This is a genomic window from Nocardioides sp. NPDC127503, from assembly GCF_040302165.1.
In the GTDB taxonomy this organism is placed as follows: domain Bacteria; phylum Actinomycetota; class Actinomycetes; order Propionibacteriales; family Nocardioidaceae; genus Nocardioides.
The window spans coordinates 153,544-177,262 of sequence record NZ_JBEORH010000008.1; the positions used below are offsets into that span (position 1 = coordinate 153,544).

The following is a 23,719-nucleotide window of genomic DNA, read 5'->3' on the forward strand; positions in this document are numbered from 1 at the left end:
TCAAGCCTACTTGAGAAGCCGAGACATCCGGCGATCGGCAAGCGGCTTCCCCCCGGTCTGGCAGGTGGGGCAGTACTGCAGGCTCGAGTCGGCGAAACTGACCTCGAGGACCGTGTCACCGCAGACCGGACACTTCTTGCCGGCCTTGCCGTGCACGGCGAGGTTGGACTTCTTCTCGCCCTTCAGCTCGCTCATCGCCAGGCCGGAGTCGCGCTCGACGGCCTCTTTGAGGGTCGTCCGCAGCGCGTTGTAGAGGCTCTCCGACTCCTCCTCGGTCATCTCGGCAGGCTTGAACGGCGACATCTTCGCTGCCCACAGGATCTCGTCGGAGTAGGCGTTGCCGATGCCCGCGATGATCGACTGCATCCGCAGCACGCCCTTGATCTGCTTGCGGCCCTGACCTGCGAGGATCTCGCGGAAGCGGGCCAGCGTGAAGTCATCGGCGAGCGGGTCGGGACCCAGCGAGGCGACGCCCGGGACGTCCTGCGGGTCGTGGACGACGTAGAGCGCCAAGCGCTTCTTGGTGCCGCCCTCGGTGATGTCCAGCCCGGTGTCGTCGTCGAGCACGACCCGGATCGCCAGCCCCGACTTCGATCCCGGACGAGGCGGTGCCGCCGGGATCTCGTCACGCCACCTGATCCAGCCACCGCGGGCCAGGTGCAGCACGAGATGGACGCCGCTCGCCTCGATGTCGATGAACTTGCCATGGCGGGTCACGTTGTCGACGAGCGTGCCCTCGACCGCGCTCAACGGCGGATCGTACGTCTTCAGCGCGCTGAACTGCGCGACGTGCACCTTCGTGATCGCACGGCCGTCGAGGCGCCCGCGCAGGTCGTCGGCGAGCGCTTCCACCTCGGGGAGTTCCGGCATGGTCGCGAGTCTAGATCGTCAGGCTTGCGCAGGGGAGAAGAATCTGGCTATCATCGAACACACGTTCGAGACTAACGGTCGATACGGGCGTCTGCGCCTTTCTAAGATCAATCCTAGAAAGATGAATAGAGACCTACGCTCGTGAAAGATGTGGATCGCTAGCGAAATCTAAGACGCGTCCTAGAGATGTGGATATCGTCTGATCATGGACCCCATCCGCAATCCGTACGCTCCCGGCGCCGGTCAGCGGCCCCCGGAGCTCGCAGGTCGCAACGAGCAGCTCGGGCAGTTCGACGTGGTGTTGGAGCGGGTGGCGCGCGGTCGCCCGGAGCGGTCGCTGGTGCTGACCGGGCTCCGCGGCGTCGGTAAGACCGTCCTGCTCAACACGCTGCGGTCGGCGGCGGTCCGCAAGGGCTGGGGCACCGGGAAGATGGAGGCGCGCCCCGACCAGTCGCTGCGCCGGCCGCTGTCGAGCGCCCTGCACCAGGCGGTGCGCGAACTGGGTCATCCGAGCTCCGACGACGTCGACCACGTGCTCGGCGTGATCCGCTCCTTCGCCCAGCGGGAGGCCGGTCCCAACGCAAAGCTGCGCGAGCAGTGGTCGCCGGGCATCGAGGCTCCCGCGGTGCGAGGCCGGGCCGACTCTGGTGACATAGAGATCGACCTGGTCGAGCTGCTCACCGACGTCGGCGGGCTCGCCGCTGACGTGGGCAAGGGTGTCGGCGTCTTCATCGACGAGATGCAGGACCTCGGTCCCGACGACGTCTCGGCGATGTGTGCCGCCTGCCACGAGATCAGCCAGTCGGGGCTGCCGGTGATCGTCGTCGGCGCAGGCCTGCCGCACCTGCCGGCCGTGCTCTCGGCGAGCAAGTCCTACTCCGAGCGGCTCTTCTCCTACCAGCGCATCGACCGTCTGCAGCGCGACGCGGCCGACCGCGCCCTCGCCGCTCCCGCGGGTGAGGAGGAGGCCGAGTTCGAAGCAGCCGCACTCGCGGAGATGTACGCCGCCACCGGCGGTTATCCCTACTTCATCCAGGCCTACGGCAAGACCGTGTGGGACCAGGCGCCCCGCTCGCCGATCACCCTCGAGGACGTGAAGGTCGCGGCCCCCGAGGCCGAGCGCGAGCTGGCGGTCGGCTTCTTCGGTTCCCGCTACGAGCGGGCCACCCCAGCCGAGCGGGACTACCTGCGCGCGATGGCCGACGCCGCCGTCGAGCTCGGTGCCGACGACATCGGCACCGTCGCCACCGCGGACGTCGCCGCGTTCCTCAACAAGAAGCCGCAGTCGCTCTCCCCGGCGCGTGACGCGCTGATGAAGAAGGGCCTGATCTACTCCGGCGAGCGCGGTCGGATCGCCTTCACCGTCCCTCATTTCGGCCGCTACTTACGCCAACAGGGGTAATTCGCCGCCAGCTCCGCAAACAGGGCGTAATTCCCTCTTCCCTTGGCGTAGGCACGGTGCTTGACTTTGGCGGTGGCCAGTGACGTACATCACATCGGCCGCATTCCCGCAGCGAGCTCGGGCGCAGCACGAACGAGTGGAGGGAGAACCACGCATGCGTGGTTGGAAAAGAACGCGGCTCCTCACCATCGGAGCCGCAGGAGCGCTCGTCCTCGGCCTGACGCTGCCCGGCGCACCCGCCGGTAGTGCACCTCCGGCGGACGATGATCGAGGTCGGGCCGCCAAGGAGCTCAAGCAGACCGGGTCCGACTACAACAACGGCAAGAAGGTCGGCATCGACCGGAAGCGGGGTGACCTGGCCGGCAAACAGCCGCCGAAGGGACCCGCGAAGGTCGGTCAGAGCCGCACCTGGCTGGGGCTCGACGACGCCCAGGGAAGCATCTACCTCAAGGACTACACACTGCGCGGCGTCGGCGACAACATCGAGGTGTGGGTCGCCGATGACCGGGCGTTCCCGGACGGTGACTGCCGCAACGCCCTCGGGCTGACCGAGGTCACCGACGCCCAGGTCTCGAACTTCATCTCGGAGTTCGACAACACCATCTACCCGATCGAGTCGGAGGAGTTCTCGGTGCCGCCCGACCGGGACGGCAAGCAGGCCACGCTGCCGGGGCTGATCCCGAACCTGCCCTCCTCGGAGTACAAGGGCGATGGCGACAACATCGTGGTCCTGGTCGACAACGTCCGGGACGCCAACTTCTACGAGCCCGCCACTCCTGATGGGCAGACCTACATCGCGGGCTTCTTCTACTCGGTCTTCAACGAGTACTTCGACCGCAACGTGATGAGCATCGATGTCTTCGACTGGCTGCACCGCACCGGCACCAACCCGCCCGACGACAGCACCGATCCGGCGTACGTCGCCTGCAACGAGGAGCTGAACAGCGCTCCCGGACGGCTGGTCGGCGCATCTCGGCCGCTGCTGTACGAGGGCACCTTCGCGCACGAGTACCAGCACCTGCTGGAGTACTACGAGGATGCCGACGAGGTCTCCTGGATCAACGAGGGCCTGTCTGACTACGCCCAGACCCTGGTCGGTTACGTCGACCCGAGCACCCCACCTGACGATCCCGGCGCGGACTCGCACCTGGCGTGCTTCATGGGCTATCTCGATCCGGCATTCGGTGGCTCGGAGAACTCGCTGACCGGCTGGGGCGACCAGGGCGGGCCGGAGACGCTGTGCGACTACGGCGCGGTCTATTCGTTCATGCAGTATCTGGCCAGCCACTACGGCCCCGACTTCCTCAGCGCGCTGCACCGTGAGGACGCCGGTGGTATCGAGGGGCTCCAGATCGTGCTGGACCAGTTCGACGCCGGGATCTCCGCCCAGCAGACGATCCACGACTGGGCCGCCATGGTGGCTCTCGACGCGGCACTGGACGCCAACGGCGGCAACCTGAACGGCGGTGACGCGGCGACCTTCCAGGCCGACTCGCTGTCCGCGAAGGTCAATTGGGACAACCCCGAGGCGTGGAACGAGAACGGCGCACCGCCGAACGGCTCGGACTACGTACGCCTGCGCGACGGCGCCGGGGCCTACCTCTCGGCGGGCGAGATCGAGTCGCTCAGCTTCGACGGGGCGTCGGCGTTGGAGCCCAAGCCGGTCGAGTGGACGGTCGACACCACCCCGCCGGACGCCACGACGGCCGACAGCAGCTGTGGCTCGCCGCCTGCCGACGGCACCGGAGCGGCGGCCCTCTACGCCGGTTGTGGGCCGAACCTCGACCGGTCGGTCGTGCGGGCGGTCGACGTGCCGGCCGGCGGAGCGTCGCTGACCTTCGACGCCCTGTGGGACGCGGAGGTCGGCTGGGACTTCGGCTACGTCCAGGTCTCCACCGACGGCGGTGAGACCTGGCAGAGCCTGGCCACCGCCGACACGACCAGCGAGCACGACCCGGGTGCCATCCCGACCGTGGTCGACAACCTGCCCGGCTTCTCCGGCGACTCCGGAGGCTGGCGGCAGCAGAGTGCCGACCTGTCGACGTACGGCGGGCAGAGCGTGCTGGTGGCGTTCCGCTACATCACCGACTCCGGGGTCGACGAGTCCGGCTTCTGGGTGCGTGACATCGCCGTGGGCGGCACCGCGCTGCCCAGCGACACCCTGGCCGGCTGGCAGTCGATGTCGCAGGTCAACCCGACTCCGGTCGAGGGCTGGACCGTCCAGCTGGTGGCGTACGGCCCGGCGGGCTCGCCTGCGTGGGTGCACACGCTCGCGCTGGACGAGTCGTTCGACGGCACCCTCAGCGGTGCCGCGCTCGACGCCGCGATCGGTGACACTGCCGACACCGTGGCGGCGATCGTGATGTTCGACGATCCGACGGAGAGCGTGGCCGACCCGGCGCGCTACACCCTGACGGTCGACGGGGTCACCCAGCCGGGCGGCTGACCGCCCAGCTGATGAGCGGGCCGCGGCCGTCGGAGGACGGCCGCGGCCCGTACGTCAGCTCTTCTTCTTGGCGGTCGCTTTGCCGCCTTTGCTACCCGCCTTCTTCTTCTGGGCGGTGGTGCCGCCCTGGCTACCGTCGTTGTTCTTCTTTCCGCTGCCGCTCGTCTTGCCGCCCTTCTTGGAGGCGTCAGGAGTGTTAGCGATCTTGGCGGCGCGCTGCTTGGACATCCCCTTGTCCTTGAGCGCCTCATACTGCTCTTCGTTCTTCACGTTGGCGGACTTGCTGGGCATGGCTCCTCCATCGTCCGTGGTCTGCCAACGGCGGTACCCGCGGTTTCGGACGGCATGCACTTCCCGGGGATGGCCCCGGACTAGGTCGACGTCGAGTAGAGCCGGACGCCAGCCGGTGAGGCTCTCCGGCACGCGATTGCGAGCTGGAGTTCTCGTCACTACCGATCGCGTCCCGCCGTCTCGAGCAGGCGCAGCCAGATCTCGCTGATCGTCGGGTAGGCGGGGACCGCGTGCCACAGGCGGTCCAGCGGGACCTCGCCGACGACGGCGATCGTGGCCGCGTGCAGGAGTTCGGAGATGTCCGGGCCGACGGCGGTGAAGCCGACCAGGGTCTTGCGCTGCTCGTCGATGACCATCCGCGCCTGGCCACGGTAGCCGTCGGCGTGGAGCGACGCTCCGGCGATCGAGCCGAGGTCGTAGTCGACGACGCCGACCTCGATGCCGGCCGCCTCGGCCGATTCGGCGGTGTGTCCGACGGCGACGACCTCGGGGTCGGTGAAGATCACCTGGGTGGTGGCGCGCTCGTCGGCGGTGGCGGCGTGACGCCCCCAGGCGCTCAGGTCGGGCTCCTCACCGCGAGCGCGTGCCGCGATGAGATCGCCGAGCGAGCGAGCCTGGTATTTCCCGTGGTGGGTCAGCAGCGCTCGATGGTTGACGTCGCCCGCGGCATAGAGCCAGCCGTCCTCGAGCTGCCCGCTGTCGTCGACCACGGCCAAGGCGTCGTCGACCTTCAGCCAGCTGCCCGGCTCGAGACCGACGTGCTCGAGCCCGAGGTCCTTGGTGTTGGGAATCCGACCGGTGGCCACGAGGACCTCGTCGGCGGTCACCTCGGTGCCGTCCGAGAGGGTCACCCGCACCTCGCCGCCATCATCACGCCGAGCCTCGGTCGCGCCGGCGTCGAGGTGAATCGTGACTCCGTACGTCCGGAGCGCCTCGGCTACCTGCTCACCCGCGAACTTCTCTACGCTCGGCAGAAGCCGGGTGCGGGAGATCATGGTCACCTGCGACCCGAGGGCGCTGAAGGCGGTCGCCATCTCGGCGCCGACCACCCCGCCGCCGATGATCGCCAGGCGATCGGGGACGGACTGGGCGCCGGCGGCCTCGCGGTTCGTCCAGGGCTTGGCCTCCTCCAGCCCGGGGATCGGCGGGATGAGGGAGGAACTGCCTGTGGAGACGACCACGGCGTGGCGAGCCTGAAGGTTGGTGGTCGTGCCGTCGTCGGCGGTGACCGTGACCGAGCGGGTGCCGGTGATGCGCCCGCGGCCGCGGACCAGGGTGATCCCGGCTCCAGTCAGCCACTCGACCTGGCCGGTGTCCTTCCAGTGGGACGCGAACTCGTCACGCCGGGCGAACACGGCGGAGGGGTCGAGCTTGCCCGTGACCGCTTGGCCGGCGGCCGGGAGCGCTTGGGCGGCACGCAGCGCCGCCGCGTCCCGAAGGAGGGCCTTCGTCGGCATGCAGGCCCAGTAGGAGCACTCCCCGCCGACGAGCTCGCGCTCGACAAGCGCTGCGGTCAGGCCGCCTTGGACGACGCGGTCGGCGACGTTCTCGCCGGTCGGACCGCCGCCGATGATGATGACGTCGACGGTCAGGTCCTGGCTGGTGCTCGTCATGTCAGTTGACCTTACCTGCGCGCTGGCGCAGGCGGAGGGCAGAAATGAGGAAGAAGATGCCGCCCAATGTCGCGTAGCCCGCGAGGCCGGTGAGCGACGCCTTCGGGCCGGCGGCCATCAGGATGAAACCGGTTCCGGCGAACGTCGAGATCCCGCCGCTGAGGATCATCGCCCACTGGCCACCGAGTCGGTAGCGCCGCACCGCGACGAACAGCTGGACCAGCCCGGCGGTGATCGCCCAGGCACCCCACACCCGCAGGATGCCCGGGATCCCGGAGGTGGCGGCGACGGCGACGCCGACAGCGGTGAGCAGGCTGAGCGCCATGTTGACGTAGAGCAGGACGCGCGGGCCGTTGGCGCCCGAGGTGCGGTGGTCGATCACGGCGGCCGCCACGTCGAACAGCGGGTAGATCACCAGCAGCGCGATGCTCGCGGCGTTGAGGGTCGTCGCGGTGAGGGCGACGAGTACGGCCCAGACGATCGCGAACCCGAAGCGGGCGAAGTAGAGCTTCGGCAGCGCGTTGGTCGGGGCGCTCAGTGTGCCGGAATGACCGGTCTCGACGGAGGTGGACATCAGATCCCTTTCATGGATCAAGCTGAGAGACAGAACGATCGTTCTACCTGCATCGAGAGTCTGCACCAGCTCGTCTGTCAATGCAAGACCGATCGTTCTGTCTGCTACCGTCGAGCCAACGAGAACGAGAGGAAGTGACGGATGTCTGAGGCCCGGGACCGACTGCTCAGCACGGCGAGTCGGCTCTTCTACGCCGAGGGCCTGCACTCGGTCGGAGTGGATCGCGTGATCGCCGAGGCGCAGGTCACGCGGGCGACGCTCTATCGGCACTTTCGGAGCAAGGACGAGCTCGTCGTGGCGTACCTGACGCAGGCCGACGAGGCGATCCGGGCGCGCGTGGATGCCGCCCGGTCGGAGGTCGAGGACCCCGACGACCTCATTCGGACCGTCGGCCGGTCGATCGCCGAGGACATCCAGGGCGAGGGGTTCCGAGGCTGCGCGTTCCTCAACGCCGCGGCCGAATACCCGGACCCGGAACACGTGGTCCATCAGGCGGTGCTGAAGCACCGCCAGTGGTTCCTGGCCACGATGACCGAGCTCTTCGCGGCGACCGGGAAGCCTGATTCGGAGTTTGCCGGCCGCCACTTCGTCATGTTGCGAGACGGTGCGATGGCGGCCGGCTGTCTGACCGATCCCGCCCCGGTCGGTGAGACGTTCCTACGAGGGCTCGAGGGACTTCTCACCTACCGGAGCAACCTGGGGTCAGCGCTCAGCTGACGCCGTTCTCGGCGAGGAACTCCTTGGCGACCGTGGCCGGGGAGGCCTTGTCGACCTGGACCTTGGCGAGCGCCTCGGTGAGGTTGGCGGTGGTCAGCGCCTCGGAGACCGAGTTGAGCGCGGTCTCGGCGTCGCTGCTGAGCGCCTCGGAGCGGATCAGCGGGACGACGTTCTGGGAGAGGAAGAGGTTCTCCGGGTCCTCGAGGACGACCCAGCCGTTGGTGGGGATCGACGAGTCGGTGGAGAAGACGTTGGCGACGTCGATGTCGCCCTTTGCCAGCGCGCTGGTCGTCAGCGGGCCGCCGGCGTCGAGCGGCTTGAACTCCTTGAACGTGACCCCGTAGACCTCCTCGAGACCGACCAGCCCCTGGTGGCGCTCCTTGAACTCCGGGGCGCCGCCGAGCGAGAGGTCCTTCGCGACCGGAGCCAGGTCCTCGATGCTCTTCAGGGAGTACTTGTCGGCGGTCTCCTTGGAGACGGTGAGGGTGTCCTTGTCCTCGGCCTCCGACTGCGGCAGGGTCTCGCTACCCTCCGGCAGTACGTCCTGGAGCGCCTCGTAGACGTCCTCGGGGGCCGAGACGTTCTCCGGGACGCCGTCGGGCTTCAGGTAGGCCAGCAGGGCGCCGTTGTACTCCGGCAGCAGGTCGATGTCGCCGCTCTTGAAGGCCTCCATGTAGACCTCGCGGGACCCGATGTTGGGCTTGGTCTCGACCTTGACGCCCTCGGCCTCGAGAGCCTGGGCGTACATCTCCATGAGCAGCTCGCTCTCGGGGAAGTTGGCCGAGCCGACGACGATCGTGCCGCCGCCGGAGTCGGAGTCCGATCCGGAGTCGAGCGGGTCACCGCCGCAGGCGGTCAGGGTGCCTGCCACGGCGAGCGTCGCGAACAGGTACGCGGTGGTGCGGATTCGGCGGGACATTGAGATACCTCTCGGGTTACTGGATTGATCAGCCGGCGGCAGCGGGCTGGCCGGCGGGTTCGGGGCGGAGGGTGGTCGGACGGTTGCCGGCTTCGCGGCCGTCGACACCGGGCGAGACGAGGAGTCGCTGCGCACCCGCGAGCGCCAGGTCGATCGCGACCGCGAGCACGGCGAGCACGATCGCGCCGGCGACCACCTGGTCGTACTGGAGCGTGGCCAGACCGTCGAAGAGATAGCGGCCGAGGCCGCCGAGACCGGCGTACGCAGCGATGGTCGCGGTCGAGACCACCTGGAGCGACGCGTTGCGCAGGCCGCCGATGATGATCGGCAGGGCGATCGGGACCTCGACGCGCCAGGCGATCTGGGCCTCGGTCATGCCGACACCTCGCGCCGCGTCGACGGTCTCGTCGGCGACGGACTGGATGCCTGCGTACGTCGTGGCCAGGATGGGCGGGATGGCGAGCACGACCAGGGCGATCGTGACCGGGACCAGACCGATCCCGACCAGGCCGAGCGCGAGCATGAGTACGCCGAGGGTCGGCAGCGCGCGACCGGCGTTGCCGAGGTTGATGGCGATCAGCGCGCCACGGCCGGTGTGGCCGATCAGCAGGCCGATCGGGAACGCGATCACGGCCGCGATCGCCAGGGCGAGGACGGTGTAGCCGAGGTGCTCGAGGATGCGCTGTGGGAAGCCGTCGGGGCTGGTCAGCGACCAGTTGGCGGCGTCGAGCAGGTAGTCGAGACTCATCGCGCACCCGCCCTTGCCCACGGGGTGAGCCCGCGCTGGAGGGCGACGATGAGGACGTCGGCGATGACCGCGAGGGCGACCGAGAGGACCAGTCCGATGATGATCGGCGGCAGATAGAAGCCGAGCTGGAAGCCACGGGTGAAGAGCTGCCCGAGACCACCGATGCCGATCAGGGCCGCGATGCTGACCATGCTCACGTTGGCCACGGTCGCCACCCGCAGACCGGTCAGGATCACCGGCATCGCCAGCGGCAGCTGGACCGTGAACCAGCGGCGTACGGGCCGATAGCCCATCGCGGTGGCGGCCTGCAGGACGGTGGTGTCGACCGCGTCGAGACCGTCGGCGGTCGTGCGGACGAGCAGGGCGAGCGAGTAGAGGGTGAGCGCGATGACCACGTTGATCGGGTCGAGGACGCTGGTGCCGAGGATGCCCGGGAGCAGCAGGAGCAGGGCCAGCGACGGGACGGTGTAGATCACGCTGCCGGCGGTGAGCGCGATGTGGCGTGCCGGGACGTAGCGATGGACCAGGGCGCCCAGCGGCAGGGCGAGGACGAAGGCGATCGCCACCGGAATCAGAGCGAGCCAGATGTGCTGGACGAGCGCGGTGAGGACCTCGTCCATGTTGGTCTCGAGATAGCGCCAGATGTCGCTCACCCAGCCTCCTCCGCGGAAGCCAGGGCCGCCAGTCGCTCCCGCTGCTGCGAACGTACGCTGCCGGCGAGGTCCTCCAGCAGGACCAGCCCATCGGCTCGACCCTCGGTGTCGACCCGGATCGCGGCACCGGCGGGCGAGAGGATGACCAGGTCGGTGACCGTACGCAGGTTGGCGCCGTCGCTGAAGGTGCCCTCGGTCGGCAGCAGCCCGTCGGAACCGCGCCAGCCCAGTGGCCGGCCGTCGTGGTCGACCTCGAGGGTGAGCCCGTTGACGCCGTGGTCGATGGGCTTGAGCGCGACCGAGCTCCCTTCGGCGAAGCCGAGGCCCCGGAAGCCGCGGTCGCGGCCGACGAGCGAGGCGACGAAGTCGTCGGCCGGGGCGGCGAGGAGGTCGGCAGGCGGGGCGTACTGGGCCAGGCGGGCGCCCTGGGCGAAGACGGCGACCTTGTCGCCGAGGCGGATCGCCTCGTCGATGTCGTGGGTGACCAGGACGATCGTCTTGCCGAGCTCGCCCTGGAGCCTGAGCAGCTCCTGCTGGAGGTCGTCGCGTACGACCGGGTCGACGGCCGAGAACGGCTCGTCCATCAGCAGCACCGGCGGGTCGGCCGCGAGCGCCCGGGCGACGCCGACGCGCTGCTGCTGGCCGCCCGAGAGCTGGGCCGGGTAGCGCTCGCCGAGGTTGGCGGCGAGCCCGACGCGCTCGAGCAGGTCGAGGGCGCTGGTGCGGGCCTCCCGGCGGGAGATGCCCTGCAGGATCGGGACGGTCGCGACGTTGTCGAGCACCGTCCGGTGCGGGAAGAGCCCGGCGCCCTGGATCACGTAGCCGATCTCACGCCGCAGCTGCGCCTCCGGGCGGCTGGTGACGTCGTCACCGTCGATCAGGATCCGGCCGGAGGTCGGCTCGATCATCCGGTTGATCATCCGCAGCGCGGTCGTCTTGCCACATCCCGACGGCCCGACGAACACGGTGATCTGCCCGGTCTCGACCGTCAAGGAGAGGTCCTCCACCGCAACGGTGCCGTCCGGATAGCGTTTGGTCACGCCCTCGAACTCGATCACAGCCACCGCTCCTGTCTGTCGTTCTTCATCTGCGGACGCCGTTGCACAAGATCCTCAGCCTGCCAGATCAGGGGACGGAACCGAAGATGTTAAACAGAAAAGGAAAGTCGGGTTCGGTGTCCGAGCATCGGTTCTCGATGCTTGAAATGTGCCACATCCGTCCGGGTCTGCCGGTCAACCGGGCCCTGCAGGTGGTTCAGTCCTCCAGCGGGCGCAGCTCGTCGGCGTAGGAGACCGAGACGCGGCGCATCACGCCGTCGTCGCTGATCGCGTACTGCCCCATCCGCCACAGCGGCGGCGAGTAGGCGTGGATCGAGACCGAGCCGTCGATCGCACCGCTCATCCGGTGGATGTGGTCGGGGCCGAAGCCGAAGCTGCGGCCCGCGCCGACCTCCCGTTGCACGGGCTCGCCGCCGAACCTCGGTTGCTGCTCGAAGACCGATCCGTGGGTCACCGCGACCGCGCCCGAGGAGATGTCGTGGTCGTGCCAGCCGGTGTCGTCGACGGTGTTCCAGCACAGCAGCCAGACGTCGATGTCCTTGTCCCGGTAGAGCGAGACGTAGTGGCGACCACCGGTGTCGTGGCGCACGAGGTGCGCCCACCGCTCGGGGTGCGCGGCGAGCTCGTCGACCCAGGCACGGAGCTCGCCGGGAGTGAGCGTACGTCCCGGCAGCTCGGGCAGGTTCGCGGCGCTCAGAACGGTGTCGACGGTCGGTTCGGTGATGGTCATCGGTCTCCTCCGGTGAGCAGGTGGTGCGGGTTGGCGACGAAGATCGCGTGGCTCAGGGCCTCGCCGAGGCCGGGGTCGGTCGGCTCGGCATATGGGCGGTCCGAGCCGTTCACCAGCGGATCCACGCCGACCACGCGCGACATCGCGTCGATCGCCTGGGTGCCGTAGGACGAGGTCTCGTAGTAGATGTGCCGGTCGATCGCGCCGAGCTCCCCGCCGCGTTGCGCGAGGCGCTCGTGGTGGAGCGGCGCGAGGCCGGCCAGGCCGACGAACGCGATCCGCAGCGTCGGCAGCAGCGACCGGCCCGCGATGTGCCAGGAGTGCCACGCGGCGCTCTGCTGGGCGACGTACGAGGTGAGGGCGGGCCACCAGCCGGGTCCGCCTGTCGCGGGATCCGTCGCGGGTCCGGGGTGCACGAGGACCGGCAGGTCGGCGTGCTGGGCGGTGGCGAGGACCGGAGCCAGGCTCTCGAGCGCGGACGGGGTGGCCAGGGCGGTCGCCGGGACCTGGAGGCCGTGGACGCGGTCATGCGCCAGCGTCTTGGCGAGGCCGTCGAGGTCCGGTTCGACGAGCGCGGGTGCGGCCCACAGCCCGTAGTCGTCAGGCAGATCGTCGGCGAAGCCGTGCCAGGCGTCGAGCAGTCCGTGCGCCTCGGCCGGGGCGAGCGACTCGATCCCCAGCGGGCTGGAGAGTGACAGCAGGACGAGCCCGTCCTCCTGCGCCGCGCGGCGGGCGAGGTCGTGATCTCCGGGGTCGACGGCGTAGGGCGGCTCTCCGTCGAGGTGGAGCACCCAGCCGTCGAGGTACGGACGCTGCCGCCGGCGGCGCAGCTCGTCGACCAGCCCAGGCGGCCACAGGTGCTGGTGGACGTCGACCTGGCGCTTCATGGGCTAAGTCAATAGTTTTAGTCGTGATTAAGCAAGCCTGCCCGCCGGTGAGGCACGATTGCGGGATGACCGACACGAACACCCAGATCCTGCTCCGCACTCGCCCGGTCGGCGAGCCGACCGCTGAAGACTTCTCGATCGTCACCTCCGAGGTGCCGACGCCCGCGGAGGGCGAGGTGCTGCTGCGTACGAAATTCCTCTCGCTCGACCCCTACATGCGCGGCCGGATGAGCGATGCGCCGTCGTACGCCGAGCCGACCGCTCTGGGCGACGTGCTGCCCGGCGCCACAGTCGCCGAGGTGGTGGAGTCGCGGGACCCGTCGCGGCAGGTGGGCGACGTGGTGCTGGCGTACGGAGGCTGGCAGGCGTTCTCCGTCGCGCCGGCCAAGCACACCCGCCGCCTCGACCCGTCCCTCGCGCCGGTCTCCACCGCACTGGGCGTGCTGGGGATGCCCGGGTTCACGGCGTACGCGGGGCTGACCCAGATCGGGCAGCCGAAGCCGGGCGAGACCGTCGTGGTGGCGGCGGCGACCGGTCCCGTCGGCGCCACGGTCGGACAGATCGCGAAGATCCTCGGCTGCCGCGCGGTGGGGATCGCCGGCGGCCCGGAGAAGGTCGCGCATCTGAACGAGCTCGGCTTCGACGCCGCCCTCGACCACCGCGCGCCCGACTTCAAGGAGCAGCTGAAGGCGGCGGTCCCCGACGGCATCGACGTCTACTTCGAGAACGTCGGCGGCCACGTGTGGAACGCGGTCCTGCCGTGCCTCAACAAGTACGCCCGGGTGCCGGTCTGCGGGATCGTCGCCCACTACAACGACACCGCCGCTCCCGAGGGGCCCGACCGGGCGCCCGGCCTGATGCGGCACGTGCTCAACAAGTCCCTGCTGATCAGGGGTTTCATCCAGACCGAGTTCGCCCGTGACCACGAGCAGACCTTCCTCGCCGAGGCGACCGGCTGGCTGGCCGAGGGCAAGCTCCGCTACCGCGAGGACATCACCGAGGGGCTCGAGAACGCGCCCGCCGCGTTCAACCGGATGCTCCGGGGTCAGAACTTCGGCAAGACGGTGATCAAGGTCAGCTGACCCGGATCGCTACGACGACGAGGCGGTCGGGGACTCCGCGACCGTCTCGTCGGGCGCCGTGGTTCCGTCCTCCGCTGTGGGCGCCTTGAGGTTGGGGAACTCCGGGGTGCCGTAGAGGGTGCGGAGGTGGTCCCTGATTGTGAGGCCCTCGGGCATGGTGGTCCCAGGCTCGAACGTGGCGATGCAGTTGGCGATCACGGCGTCGTAGGTGACCTTGTCATCCACCTCGAACGTCTCTCCGTAGACCGCGAGCGTCGCCACCTTGCAGGGCTCCGCGAGCGTCGCCTCCGTTGCGGCGTCGGTGGGAGTCGGGGTGGGCGTTGGGGTCGGAGTCGGCGTGGGAGTCGGGGTGGGCGTCGGGGTGGGGTCGACCGGCTCGCTGGTCTGGCCGTCGCCGGGATCCGTACTGGGCTCGGAGGTCGGGTCCGTGCTCGGGCCCGTGGTGGGTTCCGTCGACGGGTCGGGCTCGTTGTCGCCCGAGTCGGGAGGAACTGGAGTCTTGGTGGCGCCGTCGGACTTGTTGTCCGACTTCGGCGCGACGGTGTTCGAGGTGCGCGGGAGCGCGGACACGGTGGTCCTCATCGAGGAGGGGGACCCACCGTCCACGCTCGGTGAGCCCGGGAACTCCCCGTTGCGGTACTGGTCGGCGATCTTCAGCACTGCCTCGACGTACGTGTCGCTCTGGTTGTAGCGGTAGACCGCGGACTGGGCGCCGGAGTCGGTGCTGACGTCATCGGTGCCGGCGCACAGGTAGGCCGCGGTGGCGATGGCAGCATCGTCGACGTCCTGCGGGTCGCGGCGGTTGTCGCCGTCACCGTCGGTGCCCACGACCGTCCAGGTGGAGGGGATGAACTGCATCGGGCCGACCGCGTGGTCGTAGACCGTGTCGTGGTCGTAGAGGCCGTTGTCGGTGTCGCGGATCGCCGCGAAGTTGCCGGCGCCGTTGAGCTGCGGGCCGATGATCGCGGGGAGGGCGAGGCCGTTGGAGTTGAGCTCGCTGCCGCCGAAGCGGCCGTGGTTGCTCTCGACCATGCCGATCGCGGCGACCAGCGCCCAGTCGATGCGGCAGGCGGCGTCGGCGTCGTTGAGCACGGTGGCCGAGCGCTGGTAGGCAGCGAGGGCGACCGGCGGGATCGCCAGCTCCTCAGCGTTGGAGGCGAGCCTCACTGCGTCGGTCGGGGTCAGGTTCTTCACGCCACCCAGGCCATTGGAGATGCCGAGGGGGTCCTGAAGAGCACCCGGATCGGGCAGCTCAGGCTGCTGATGACCGGTGTCGAGGCGTGCCTCGTTCGGGGCCAGGACCGCGAAGGCAGCGGTCAGCGCGACGGCGGCAACGGCCCGAGGCCCGATGCTGGTCAGCGCCGCTGTACTGATGCTTCTGGCCCAGAATTTTCGGGGTTCTTTGGTCATGCCGGTCTCACCTCTTCCACGCGTGGGGTACGTGTCCGTCCCATGAGCCTACCCAGGTATTCCCGATCGGCGCCCTGCAATTAGAAATCCCCCCACGTTGGTGAAGAACGGCAACGGTCGGGCCACCTGACGTTGGGCTGGTGTTCCCCGGCTCGCCGCCTGGTCTCACCTTGCGCCTGTCACCGTGGACGACATGACTGAACGGACTCGTCTGTGGATGGTTCCGCTGGTCGCGGCCGCGGGTTGGGGAGTTGGTTTCCTGCCCCAGCTCGTCCGGCCGCAGCCGCTCCTGCTCGCCCCGATGGTCGCCGAGCTGGTCTCGTTCACGCTGCTCGCCGCTGCGCTCGGTGGACTCGCCGCCGGGCTGCGCCCGGACCGCCGGCTGATCAGTGCGGCGCTCGCCGGCGCCGGTGTCGTGGCCGCGGCCTTCCTGGGGCTGATGTTCGCCGCGGGACCGGCTGCGACCAACGCGTCGATGCTGACCCATCTGATCGCCATCGCCGCGATCACGACGGCCGCCGGTCTCGCCGCCGGGATCGCCGCGAGCCTCGGGCCGTGCGTGCTGCGCGCGCCGATGCTGGCCGCGCCGGCCGTCTGCGTACCTCTGTGGCTCGACGGGATGCTCCCTGGCGAGCTGCCGTCGTCGGTCATCGACGCGCTGCTGGCGGCCGCCCTGGTGACCGTTCTCGTGACGTCCGTACGCCGTGCTGTCGATGTCGTCGCCTGGGTGCCCGCCTGGATCCTGGGCTGGGCGATGCAGACGTTGCTTACGGTGCTGGTGGCCATCGGCGTACTCATCCAGGAGGGCCGCTCGGTCGATGCCGGGCTGCTCTCCTCACACCTGGTCTACTTCCACGAGCGCTGGAACGAACCCGCGGTGCACTACCCCGCCGGATGGGCGCTCGCCGGCGTCCTGGCACTGGCGCTGGTGGCGTGGAGGCTGCGTGACACCCTTCGGGTGTGAAACGGACTCTCATCACCGGAGGCACCCGCGGGATCGGTGCCGCTGTCGCTCGTCTGCTGGCTGCTGACGGCCACTCGCTCGTGCTCGGATATCTGTCCGACGAAGCTGCTGCCGTCGCGACGCGCGACAAGATCAGGACCCTCGGGGTCTCCTGCGAGATCGTGGCCGCGGACATCACCACCGACGCCGGGATCGCCTCGCTCTTCGAGGCCGCCGGCCCGGTCACCGGCGTGGTCAACAACGCCGGCGCGACCTACCGCTACGCGCCCCTCGTCGATACCCCGCCCGACGAGATCCGGAAGACGTACGCGGTCAACCTCGTCGGTCCCACGCTGGTCGCCCGCGCGGCCGTGTCGGCGCTCGCCGAGGGAGGCGTGATCGTCAACATCTCCTCGGGTGCCGCGACTCTGGGATCACCGGGGGAGTACGTCCACTACGCCGCAGCGAAGGCCGGGATCGACGCGCTCACCAAGGGCCTCGGGCTCGAGGTCGCCTCGCTCGGCATCCGGGTCGTCGCGGTCGCCCCCGGGCTCACCGAGACCGACATGCACGCCAACACCGGCGACCCCGGCCGGATCGCCCGGATGGCGCCCCAGATTCCGCTGGGCCGCGCGTCCTCACCCGATGAGGTCGCCGAGGCCGTCGCCTGGCTGATGAGCGAGAAGGCCGGGTACGTCACCGCGACGACGCTGCGGGTGACCGGCGGAAGGTGATGTCACAGCCGGGCGACCTACGTCGTCTCGGTGGCATGAACATCACTTTGTGGATCGTGACTGTCTTTCTGGCTCTCGGCTTCCTGGCCGGTGGGCTGGCGATGCTGCTGCTGTCGAAGGAGCGCTTTCGCAACGCCTTCGACGGGTGGCACTACGCCGACGACTTCCCCGGCGGCTTCCTCAAGGTCATCGGCGTGATGAAGGTGCTGGCCGCGGCCGGGCTGATCCTGCCCGCCGTGACCGGGACCGCGACCTGGCTGGTGCCGCTCGCCGCGCTCGGGCTGGTGCTGCTCATGACCGGCGCGACGACCACCCGCATCATCCGCAAGGAGTGGGGCTCCGCCGCCGGCGACCTGGTCTTCTGGTCGCTGGCGGCCTTCGTCGCGTTCGGCCGGCTCGAGGTCGTGCCGTTCTAGGGCCGCTTACGCCGGCGGAGTAACGGTTTTCGGTGTCGTGTCGTGCGCCCGCGCGGTTGCCCGATGGACAACAATCTCCCCATGAGGCCCCAGGTCGTCGCGCATCGCGGCGCCAGTCATGAGATCGCGGAGCACACCCTTGCTGCGTACGTCGCGGCCCTGGACGCGGGCGCGGACGCCTTGGAGTGCGACGTACGCCTGACCATGGACGGGCATCTCGTCTGCGTCCACGACCGGCACCTGCGCCGTATCGGCGCGCGGGGGCTGGTCTCGGAGATGACCCTCGCCGAGCTGCAGGCGATCGACTTCGCGGCCTGGAAGAACGGGTTCTGGGAAGGGGAGGACGAGCCGCCGGACCGGGACATGCGGGGCGTGCTCACGCTGCACCGGCTGCTGCGGGTCGTGCGGGACTACGGCCGGCACGTCGAGATGGCGATCGAGACCAAGCATCCGACGCGCTACGGCGGGCTGACCGAGGGCCGGCTGGTCGACGTCCTCAACGACTTCGGCTGGGCGGGTCCCGGCAGCCCGGTGCGGGTGATGAGCTTCTCGTTCACGGCGTTGCAGCGGGTGGAGCGGCTGGCGCCGGGCGTACCTCTGGTCCAGCTCATCGACCGCGCCGCCAACTGGTCGCTCCTGCGGCACGCGATCGGCGAGGACTGGTGGCTCGGAGCCAGCATCGAGATGCTCACCGCCCACCCGAGGCTCGGGCGGCGGTTGGCGTCGAAGGGCCGCAACCTGCACGTCTACACCGTCAACACGGAGGAGCAGCTCAAGCTCTGCCTCGACCTCGGGGTCAACGCGGTCATCACCGACCGGCCGGGGTTCATGCTGGAGGTGCTCGGCCGCTGAGGCGCATTGCCTGGCGAGCGGGCCAGGCAGGTTAGGGTTTGGCCGTGGCCAAGAAGTCCCGAGTCAAGAACCGTCAGGCGGCTGCGGCCCCGACGGACGGTCCCAACCCGCGCGCGGCGTGCCCGTGCGGGTCCGGCAAGCGCTACAAGGCGTGCCACGGTGCCGCCGGCGGCGCGTTCGTGGGGCGCCCGTTCGAGGGCCTGCCCGGCGAGTGCGACCTGGTCGCGCTGCGTGAGCTGGTGCCGTCGGCGACGGTGTCGCTGACGGTGAAGGGCTTCGAGTCGACCCCCGTCACGCTGGGCACCCTGCTGCCCGGCGCCGCGCCGGCGATGTCGCGCGACTCGGGCGAAGTCTGGGCCGGGCTGCAGGTGCAGCACAACTACGGCGACGTCTCGCGTGACGTGGCCGCCGCACTGCTCCAGGCGCTGGAGAGCCGCGCCGCTGGTGAGTCCGGCATCTTCGGCCTGACCACCGCGCCCGGTCCCGGGCCGCGGCTGCAGGACCTGGTGACCAACTCGACCCTGGACGTGACCGTCCACGAGGGCTTCGACAGGTGGCTCGCCGATGTCGAGGACAAGGGCGACTTCGAGCACGCGCTCGAGCACGCCAACGAGTCGGTGCTGCCGACGCTGCGACTGGCGTCGGTCGAGGCTGCGTACTGGACCTCTGTCGGCTCCAAGGAGCACCTGCGCTGGGTCATGCCCGAGCCCGAGGACGCCCTGCTGACTGCTCTCGCGCGGCTGCACGTGACCGGCGACGACGTGATCGTCCCCGACGCCCGTTTCGTCGGAATGTTCCGTGCCCACGGTCTGCTCGCCCCCGTCTGGGACCTGCCGGTCGGCACCGGCGCCGAGGCGCTCGAGGAGCCGGCGGTGGCGTTCAAGAAGCTGCTCGACGAGGCTCTCGCCGACGACTCCGAGATCACCCCCGAGGTGCGCTCGGCTCGCGCCGGGCTCGCCAACCGACAGGTCACCATCCGCTGAGGTGGATGCTGACCGAGTTACCTCGGTCAGCACTCACCTACTTCGCGGAGTTCCACGAGGGAAGCGACCGTTCACCGGGGTACCTCGGTGAACATTCGGCCCCGTGACTACTGCTCGACCGGCAACCAGAGCTCGCACGAGGCGTACGTCTCGGTGAGCTCGAGGTAGCGCAGGATGGACGGGCCGGGGCGGAGCCGCCACGGGTTCGACGGGAACCAGTCGGTGGCGGTGGCCGCCCAGAGCCGCTGCAGCGTCTCCGGGTGCGGGCCGCTGGAGGCGAAGACCGCCCAGGAGCCGGCTGGCACGGTGATGCTGTCGAGCCTGTCGGGCACCGCGGCCGACGGCGTGACCGCGACCCCGTGCAGATAGGTGATCATCGACCCCTCCGGCGCGTCCGGGGACTGGTCCGCGGTGACGGCGAGGATGCCGCGCGGGTCGGTGTCGTTGAGCTCCTTGAGCCGGACGTGCTCCTCGGGTGCGAGAGAGGCGATGTGTGCCTGGATGTGCGGGTTCACGCCCTCGTAGATCAGCGGGACCTTGGTGGCGTGGCCGACGAGCCGGAGCTCGGGCATGTCGTTGATGGTGACGTCCATCGGGGTGCTCCCTTCGACGCTCAGGCGGAACCTGAGCGTGGGTTGTGTGCGTAGCGGACCACCGGATCGGCGTACGTCGGCCGGAGCCGAACCGTGCACCGCACGGAATGCGCGCCCGAACGCCTCGGTCGAGCCGTAGCCGTAACGCACCGCGACCTCGAGAAGGTCGGGGGCGCCGGCCACCAGGTCGGCCGCTGCCAGGGTCATCCGGCGGCGGCGTACGTACTCGGACAGGGGCATCCCGGCCAGCGCCGAGAACATCCGGCGCAGGTGGTATTCGGTGGTCCCGTGGTCGCGTGCGACCCGAGCCACGTCCACCTCGCCGGTCAGCTCTGCCTCGACCAGGTCGACCAAAGTGTTGAGCGTGCCGATCATGTGGTCCTCCTTTCGCCATCAAGCCTCGCCCGGGAGCAGCCTCCGGCGCCCGACCTTTCTGGTCAGATTCAGTCTGGCCAGGTTCGATCAGGTTCAGTCGGACCGCGAGCGCAGCCGGAACGCCTGGAGGCGGGAGTAGCCCTTCACGCTCGTACGCCGCATCTTCTCGACCTGGAAGCCGTCGACGTCCTCGAGCGCGGCGGCCGCGTTCTCGTCGATGACCACCGACGAGGGCCGGGCCACGGTCGTGAGGCGCGCGGCGATGTTGACCGTCGGACCGAAGACGTCGCCGAGCCGGAGCACCACGTCGCCGTAGGAGATCCCGGCTCTGACGTGCGGAAACGCGCTGTCGCGGTCCTCCCCGAGGGCGGCCAGGTCCAGCGCGGTCCGGGCCGCGGCGGCGACGTCCTCGAAGGTGAAGAACACCCCGTCGCCGAGATACTTGATCACCCGTCCGCCGTGCTCGACGACGACGTCGGAGCAGGTGTCCTCGAACTCCTCGACCCAGTCGACGAGCTCCTTGTCGCTGAGCCGCTTGGAGCGGGAGGTGTAGCCGACGATGTCGAGGAAGCCGACGGCCAGCGGCACCGCGGAGGCGTCCGCGACGGTGAGCATCCGGCGGGCCGCGCTGACCAGGTGGCGGCGCCAGACGTAGTCCTGCAGCGACTCGACCAGCGGCAGCACCTGGGCGGTCAGGGCGACCAGGTCGTCGACCTCGTCGCCGCCCCGCTCCCGGGCGACCTCTGCCAGCAGCGACGTCTGCCACTCGGCCAGGCGCGCGTAGGACCTTCCCCAGGTCCGCACGAGCGCCGCCTGCCGGTCCTCGCTGAGCACCCCGAGGCGTACGAGCTCCTGCGTCATCCGCAGCGCCTCGACATCGGCGTCGGTGAAGGCGATCTCGTCCTCGCCCGCATGCGGGAACCCGAGGTGGTGCCAGAGGTCCTCGGTGACCGACATGGGTACGCCGGCGGCATCCGCCACCTCGACGCGGGTCAGCGTGGGCGTCTGGCCGAGGACGAAGGACTCGACCACGGCGAGCGCCTCGGCCAGCTCGATGTCGGCCTCGCGGCTACGACCCTGGCCGAGGCCCTCGTCAGCCTGTTCGTCGAGCGTCAGGAGCCGAACCTATCCTTGGCGACCTTCTCCAGCGCCCGCGCGAACGTCGGCATCTCGACGGACAGCTGCTGCAGCTTGTCGGAGCTGAGGTGGATCAGGTCGAGCGGGGTGAGGGCGACGATGGAGGCGGTGCGCAGCGAGCCCCTCATGATCGCGGCCTCGCCGATGATGTCACCGGGACCGCACTGGGCGATCTCCTCCTTGTCCCGGCGGACCGAGACGGTGCCGTCGAGGATGATGTAGGCCTTGTCCGGCGGGGTGTCCTCCCAGATCGGCGACCAGCCCTCCGGCAGGTGCACGCGGGTGCCGGTGGCGCTGATGTGCGCGATCTCCTTGGGCGTGAACATGGAGAAGAACGACTCGGTCACGAGGGTTTCCTTCGGGGTCGGCTGTGGGGTGGCTGCCGCTATGTGACGGCAGTTACAGAGATCAACGATGTTCGTCTACAGGGGTTACCCGCCGGTGTAGTTGCCTATGCGGGCAGCGGATCGCGGGCGATCGGGCAGCTCATGCATCGCGGGCCGCCGCGGCCGGAGCCCAGCTCGGAGCCGGCGATCGCGATGACCTCGATGCCGGCGGCCTCCAGGGCCCCGTTGGTCTGCGTGTTGCGCTCGTACGCCACGACCACGCCCGGCGCCAGTGCCAGGGTGTTGTTGCCGTCGTCCCACTGCTCGCGCTCGGCGGCGACCGGGTCGAGCCCGGTGTCGATGTGGTGGAGCTTGTTGATTCCCATCGCCTCGGCCGCGACCTCGAGGAACGGGCGCGGGGCCGCGATGTTCAGCTGGCCGTCGTCGCCCGCGGGGGTCACGGCGTACGCCACCAGTGAGTCGACCGCGTTCGGGTAGATCACCATCTTGTCGGTGTTCACCAGCGTCGCGATGGTGTCCAGGTGCATGGTCGCGCGCTCCTGCGCGATCGGCACCGCGAGCACGGTGTGGGCGAGCTCCTCGGCGAAAACCTGGCGGGCGAGCCGCTCGGCCCCGGCGGGGGTGGTGCGCTCGCCGACCCCGACTGCGACGACACCGGGAGCCAGGAGGAGTACGTCCCCACCCTCGACGTGCTCCAAGTGGGCGCCGTGCAGCCGCGGGCTGGCCCGGAAGCGCGGGTGGAACTCGTAGATCAGCTCGGTGAGCGCGGTCTCGCGCTTGCGAGCCGGCATCGCCAGGCTCGTGACGGTCGCGCGGTCGCGGATCCACACCGACGAGTCGCGGGTGAAGAGCAGGTTGGGGAGCGGGTCGATCAGGAAGTCGTCGTGAGCGAGCAGGCTGGTGACCAGACCATGGCCGCCGCGTACCTCGTCGTTGCGGATGCCGGCGGTCAGGTGGTCGGTCAGCTCGGCCGGTCCGGCGTCGGCGAGGGCGCCGCTCAGGTAGTCGCGCAGGGTGTCGCCGAGGGTCAGCGAGCCGAGTACGTTCTCGAGCGCCAGCTTCCGCGCCTCGGGCACCTCGAGGGTCTCGGTGAGCAGATCGGTCAGGTAGAGCACCTCGACCTCGCGATCCCGCAGCGCGGCCGCGAAGGCGTCGTGCTCGTCCTGTGCCCGCTTCACCCACGGGATGCCGTCGAAGAGCAGCTTGTCGTTGTTGCGCGGCGTCAGCCGGGTCAGCTCCCGGCCGGGCCGGTGGAGCATTACCGTACGCAGTCGTCCGACCTCGCTGTCGGCGCCAAGTTCAACCATGCCGGGCAGCCTAGGCGAACCCCGCTCAGGCGAACACCTCGACCAACGTCAGGATGCCCAGGACGAGGCAGACGACGGCTCCGACGTAGTGCAGGACGTGCAGCTTGATGAACCGGAGCAACGTACGTCCCAGCAGCACCGCGAGCCCCGACACCGTCAGCAACGCGGCCCACGAGCCGATGAAGACCGACACCGGGTCGTGGTAGCGCGCCACCAGCGAGACGCTCAGCAGCTGGGAGAGGTCTCCCCACTCGGCCGCGAAGAGGACCATGAAGCTGGCCAGGACCTGGCGGAAGCCGCGTACGTCCTTGGCCTTCTCGGCGAACTCGCTGCCGTCGTCCTCGGACGCGGTGCCGTGATGGCGGCGCCCCTCGATGAACAGGAACACCGCGCCGCCCAGGAAGAGCAGCGCCGCGACGATGTGGATCAGGTCGGTCGGGAGGAGCGTCGCCACCCCACCGATCGCCACCGCGATGAGCGTCTGGATCGCGAACGCCGCGCCCACACCGAGCCACACGAAGATCGGCCGGTACTTCGTCGACAGCACCAGCGTCGCCAGGAACGTCTTGTCCGGCAGCTCGACGACGAAGATCGCGGCGAAGGCCAGCGCGACGACGGTGATGTCCATCAGT

General features: G+C 69.6%; 24 protein-coding genes and 1 pseudogene. 9 read left to right on the forward strand and 16 right to left on the reverse strand.

Annotated features, from left to right (window positions below):
* Window positions 1–6: 6 nt before the first annotated feature.
* Entirely contained in the window at window positions 7–870 is an 864-nt protein-coding gene (locus ABTW65_RS18915) for an Fpg/Nei family DNA glycosylase (RefSeq protein ID WP_350662851.1), read from the reverse strand.
* A gap of 205 nt (window positions 871–1,075) precedes the next feature.
* On the opposite strand from ABTW65_RS18915, the gene ABTW65_RS18920 reads away from it, so the two are divergent.
* Together ABTW65_RS18920 and ABTW65_RS18925 are read left to right on the forward strand one after the other, a co-directional pair.
* Window positions 1,076–2,272 (forward strand): DUF8462 domain-containing protein, encoded by a 1,197-nt coding sequence (locus ABTW65_RS18920; protein WP_350662853.1) that lies wholly within the window; start codon window positions 1,076–1,078, stop codon window positions 2,270–2,272.
* Window positions 2,273–2,426: 154 nt separating this feature from the next.
* Window positions 2,427–4,718 carry a choice-of-anchor J domain-containing protein gene (locus ABTW65_RS18925; protein WP_350662855.1) on the forward strand — a complete coding sequence of 764 codons (2,292 nt, stop codon included), beginning with the start codon at window positions 2,427–2,429 and terminating at the stop codon, window positions 4,716–4,718.
* 54 nt (window positions 4,719–4,772) lie between these two features.
* On the opposite strand, the gene ABTW65_RS18930 is transcribed toward ABTW65_RS18925, so the two are convergent.
* The 3 genes from ABTW65_RS18930 to ABTW65_RS18940 form a co-directional block, all read right to left on the reverse strand.
* On the reverse strand, window positions 4,773–5,009 hold the full coding sequence (locus tag ABTW65_RS18930; protein ID WP_350662857.1) for a DUF7218 family protein: 237 nt from the start codon (window positions 5,007–5,009) through the stop codon (window positions 4,773–4,775).
* Between the two features lie 158 nt (window positions 5,010–5,167).
* Window positions 5,168–6,622: a dihydrolipoyl dehydrogenase family protein gene (locus ABTW65_RS18935; RefSeq protein WP_350662859.1), complete on the reverse strand. Its 1,455-nt coding sequence runs from the start codon at window positions 6,620–6,622 to the stop codon at window positions 5,168–5,170.
* A 1-nt stretch (window position 6,623) separates the two neighbouring features.
* Window positions 6,624–7,196 carry a hypothetical protein gene (locus tag ABTW65_RS18940; RefSeq protein WP_350662861.1) on the reverse strand — a complete coding sequence of 191 codons (573 nt, stop codon included), beginning with the start codon at window positions 7,194–7,196 and terminating at the stop codon, window positions 6,624–6,626.
* Between the two features lie 141 nt (window positions 7,197–7,337).
* On the opposite strand from ABTW65_RS18940, the gene ABTW65_RS18945 reads away from it, so the two are divergent.
* On the forward strand, window positions 7,338–7,913 hold the full coding sequence (locus ABTW65_RS18945) for a TetR/AcrR family transcriptional regulator (RefSeq protein WP_350662864.1): 576 nt from the start codon (window positions 7,338–7,340) through the stop codon (window positions 7,911–7,913).
* On the opposite strand, the gene ABTW65_RS18950 is transcribed toward ABTW65_RS18945, so the two are convergent.
* The 6 genes and pseudogenes from ABTW65_RS18950 to ABTW65_RS18975 form a co-directional block, all read right to left on the reverse strand.
* Entirely contained in the window at window positions 7,906–8,832 is a 927-nt protein-coding gene (locus tag ABTW65_RS18950) for an ABC transporter substrate-binding protein (protein WP_350662866.1), read from the reverse strand. The two genes, ABTW65_RS18945 and ABTW65_RS18950, sit on opposite strands and share 8 nt — an antisense overlap.
* A 28-nt stretch (window positions 8,833–8,860) precedes the next feature.
* Window positions 8,861–9,580 (reverse strand): ABC transporter permease, encoded by a 720-nt coding sequence (locus ABTW65_RS18955; RefSeq protein WP_350662868.1) that lies wholly within the window; start codon window positions 9,578–9,580, stop codon window positions 8,861–8,863.
* Window positions 9,577–10,233: an ABC transporter permease gene (locus ABTW65_RS18960; protein ID WP_350662870.1), complete on the reverse strand. Its 657-nt coding sequence runs from the start codon at window positions 10,231–10,233 to the stop codon at window positions 9,577–9,579. The genes ABTW65_RS18955 and ABTW65_RS18960 overlap by 4 nt, the downstream gene beginning before the upstream one ends.
* Before the next feature lie 335 nt (window positions 10,234–10,568).
* A pseudogene (locus ABTW65_RS18965) lies at window positions 10,569–11,291 on the reverse strand (ABC transporter ATP-binding protein); the annotation flags it as partial.
* A gap of 196 nt (window positions 11,292–11,487) precedes the next feature.
* Window positions 11,488–12,021 (reverse strand): cysteine dioxygenase, encoded by a 534-nt coding sequence (locus tag ABTW65_RS18970; protein WP_350662874.1) that lies wholly within the window; start codon window positions 12,019–12,021, stop codon window positions 11,488–11,490.
* The gene (locus tag ABTW65_RS18975) at window positions 12,018–12,908 is read right to left on the reverse strand and encodes an amidohydrolase family protein (protein ID WP_350662876.1); all 891 of its coding nucleotides are present in this window, start codon (window positions 12,906–12,908) and stop codon (window positions 12,018–12,020) included. The genes ABTW65_RS18970 and ABTW65_RS18975 overlap by 4 nt, the downstream gene beginning before the upstream one ends.
* A gap of 65 nt (window positions 12,909–12,973) precedes the next feature.
* Here ABTW65_RS18975 and curA point away from each other — a divergent pair, with 65 nt between their 5' ends.
* Window positions 12,974–13,990, forward strand: a complete 1,017-nt coding sequence (curA, locus tag ABTW65_RS18980; RefSeq protein WP_350662879.1) for an NADPH-dependent curcumin/dihydrocurcumin reductase — start codon at window positions 12,974–12,976, stop codon at window positions 13,988–13,990.
* Window positions 13,991–13,999: 9 nt separating this feature from the next.
* Here curA and ABTW65_RS18985 read toward each other — a convergent pair whose 3' ends face one another.
* Complete coding sequence (locus ABTW65_RS18985) at window positions 14,000–15,400, reverse strand: lytic transglycosylase domain-containing protein (protein WP_350662881.1); 1,401 nt, start codon at window positions 15,398–15,400, stop codon at window positions 14,000–14,002.
* Window positions 15,401–15,593: 193 nt separating this feature from the next.
* On the opposite strand from ABTW65_RS18985, the gene ABTW65_RS18990 reads away from it, so the two are divergent.
* From ABTW65_RS18990 to ABTW65_RS19010, 5 genes are all read left to right on the forward strand, one after another.
* Window positions 15,594–16,364 (forward strand): hypothetical protein, encoded by a 771-nt coding sequence (locus ABTW65_RS18990; RefSeq protein WP_350662883.1) that lies wholly within the window; start codon window positions 15,594–15,596, stop codon window positions 16,362–16,364.
* Window positions 16,361–17,077, forward strand: a complete 717-nt coding sequence (locus ABTW65_RS18995) for an SDR family NAD(P)-dependent oxidoreductase (protein WP_350662885.1) — start codon at window positions 16,361–16,363, stop codon at window positions 17,075–17,077. The genes ABTW65_RS18990 and ABTW65_RS18995 overlap by 4 nt, the downstream gene beginning before the upstream one ends.
* Before the next feature lie 56 nt (window positions 17,078–17,133).
* A complete protein-coding gene (locus tag ABTW65_RS19000) occupies window positions 17,134–17,493 on the forward strand; it encodes a DoxX family protein (protein ID WP_350662887.1) in 360 nt (119 codons plus the stop codon).
* An 81-nt stretch (window positions 17,494–17,574) separates the two neighbouring features.
* The gene (locus ABTW65_RS19005) at window positions 17,575–18,345 is read left to right on the forward strand and encodes a glycerophosphodiester phosphodiesterase family protein (RefSeq protein WP_350662889.1); all 771 of its coding nucleotides are present in this window, start codon (window positions 17,575–17,577) and stop codon (window positions 18,343–18,345) included.
* Between the two features lie 44 nt (window positions 18,346–18,389).
* Window positions 18,390–19,328 (forward strand): DUF5926 family protein, encoded by a 939-nt coding sequence (locus ABTW65_RS19010; RefSeq protein ID WP_350662891.1) that lies wholly within the window; start codon window positions 18,390–18,392, stop codon window positions 19,326–19,328.
* 107 nt (window positions 19,329–19,435) lie between these two features.
* Here the strand turns inward: ABTW65_RS19010 and ABTW65_RS19015 are convergent, their stop codons facing one another.
* From ABTW65_RS19015 to ABTW65_RS19035, 5 genes are all read right to left on the reverse strand, one after another.
* Window positions 19,436–20,296, reverse strand: a complete 861-nt coding sequence (locus ABTW65_RS19015) for an AraC family transcriptional regulator (RefSeq protein ID WP_350662893.1) — start codon at window positions 20,294–20,296, stop codon at window positions 19,436–19,438.
* Between the two features lie 93 nt (window positions 20,297–20,389).
* On the reverse strand, window positions 20,390–21,328 hold the full coding sequence (locus ABTW65_RS19020; protein WP_350662895.1) for an adenylate/guanylate cyclase domain-containing protein: 939 nt from the start codon (window positions 21,326–21,328) through the stop codon (window positions 20,390–20,392).
* Window positions 21,329–21,408: 80 nt separating this feature from the next.
* Window positions 21,409–21,780, reverse strand: coding sequence for a Crp/Fnr family transcriptional regulator (locus tag ABTW65_RS19025; protein ID WP_350662897.1), 372 nt, complete (start codon window positions 21,778–21,780; stop codon window positions 21,409–21,411).
* Window positions 21,781–21,884: 104 nt separating this feature from the next.
* Window positions 21,885–23,087, reverse strand: a complete 1,203-nt coding sequence (locus ABTW65_RS19030) for an arginine deiminase (protein WP_350662899.1) — start codon at window positions 23,085–23,087, stop codon at window positions 21,885–21,887.
* 25 nt (window positions 23,088–23,112) lie between these two features.
* Complete coding sequence (locus ABTW65_RS19035; RefSeq protein ID WP_350662901.1) at window positions 23,113–23,715, reverse strand: TMEM165/GDT1 family protein; 603 nt, start codon at window positions 23,713–23,715, stop codon at window positions 23,113–23,115.
* Between the last annotated feature and the right edge of the window lie 4 nt (window positions 23,716–23,719).

Bases quoted from the DNA above. Each gene is read 5' to 3' on its own strand.
- ABTW65_RS18915 (WP_350662851.1), bottom strand. From the start codon at position 870: ATGCCGGAACTCCCCGAGGTGGAAGCGCTCGCCGACGACCTGCGCGGG.
- ABTW65_RS18920 (WP_350662853.1), top strand. From the start codon at position 1,076: ATGGACCCCATCCGCAATCCGTACGCTCCCGGCGCCGGTCAGCGGCCC.
- ABTW65_RS18925 (WP_350662855.1), top strand. From the start codon at position 2,427: ATGCGTGGTTGGAAAAGAACGCGGCTCCTCACCATCGGAGCCGCAGGA.
- ABTW65_RS18930 (WP_350662857.1), bottom strand. From the start codon at position 5,009: ATGCCCAGCAAGTCCGCCAACGTGAAGAACGAAGAGCAGTATGAGGCG.
- ABTW65_RS18935 (WP_350662859.1), bottom strand. From the start codon at position 6,622: ATGACGAGCACCAGCCAGGACCTGACCGTCGACGTCATCATCATCGGC.
- ABTW65_RS18940 (WP_350662861.1), bottom strand. From the start codon at position 7,196: ATGTCCACCTCCGTCGAGACCGGTCATTCCGGCACACTGAGCGCCCCG.
- ABTW65_RS18945 (WP_350662864.1), top strand. From the start codon at position 7,338: ATGTCTGAGGCCCGGGACCGACTGCTCAGCACGGCGAGTCGGCTCTTC.
- ABTW65_RS18950 (WP_350662866.1), bottom strand. From the start codon at position 8,832: ATGTCCCGCCGAATCCGCACCACCGCGTACCTGTTCGCGACGCTCGCC.
- ABTW65_RS18955 (WP_350662868.1), bottom strand. From the start codon at position 9,580: ATGAGTCTCGACTACCTGCTCGACGCCGCCAACTGGTCGCTGACCAGC.
- ABTW65_RS18970 (WP_350662874.1), bottom strand. From the start codon at position 12,021: ATGACCATCACCGAACCGACCGTCGACACCGTTCTGAGCGCCGCGAAC.
- ABTW65_RS18975 (WP_350662876.1), bottom strand. From the start codon at position 12,908: ATGAAGCGCCAGGTCGACGTCCACCAGCACCTGTGGCCGCCTGGGCTG.
- curA (WP_350662879.1), top strand. From the start codon at position 12,974: ATGACCGACACGAACACCCAGATCCTGCTCCGCACTCGCCCGGTCGGC.
- ABTW65_RS18985 (WP_350662881.1), bottom strand. From the start codon at position 15,400: ATGACCAAAGAACCCCGAAAATTCTGGGCCAGAAGCATCAGTACAGCG.
- ABTW65_RS18990 (WP_350662883.1), top strand. From the start codon at position 15,594: ATGACTGAACGGACTCGTCTGTGGATGGTTCCGCTGGTCGCGGCCGCG.
- ABTW65_RS19005 (WP_350662889.1), top strand. From the start codon at position 17,575: ATGAGGCCCCAGGTCGTCGCGCATCGCGGCGCCAGTCATGAGATCGCG.
- ABTW65_RS19015 (WP_350662893.1), bottom strand. From the start codon at position 20,296: ATGATCGGCACGCTCAACACTTTGGTCGACCTGGTCGAGGCAGAGCTG.
- ABTW65_RS19030 (WP_350662899.1), bottom strand. From the start codon at position 23,087: ATGGTTGAACTTGGCGCCGACAGCGAGGTCGGACGACTGCGTACGGTA.
- ABTW65_RS19035 (WP_350662901.1), bottom strand. From the start codon at position 23,715: ATGGACATCACCGTCGTCGCGCTGGCCTTCGCCGCGATCTTCGTCGTC.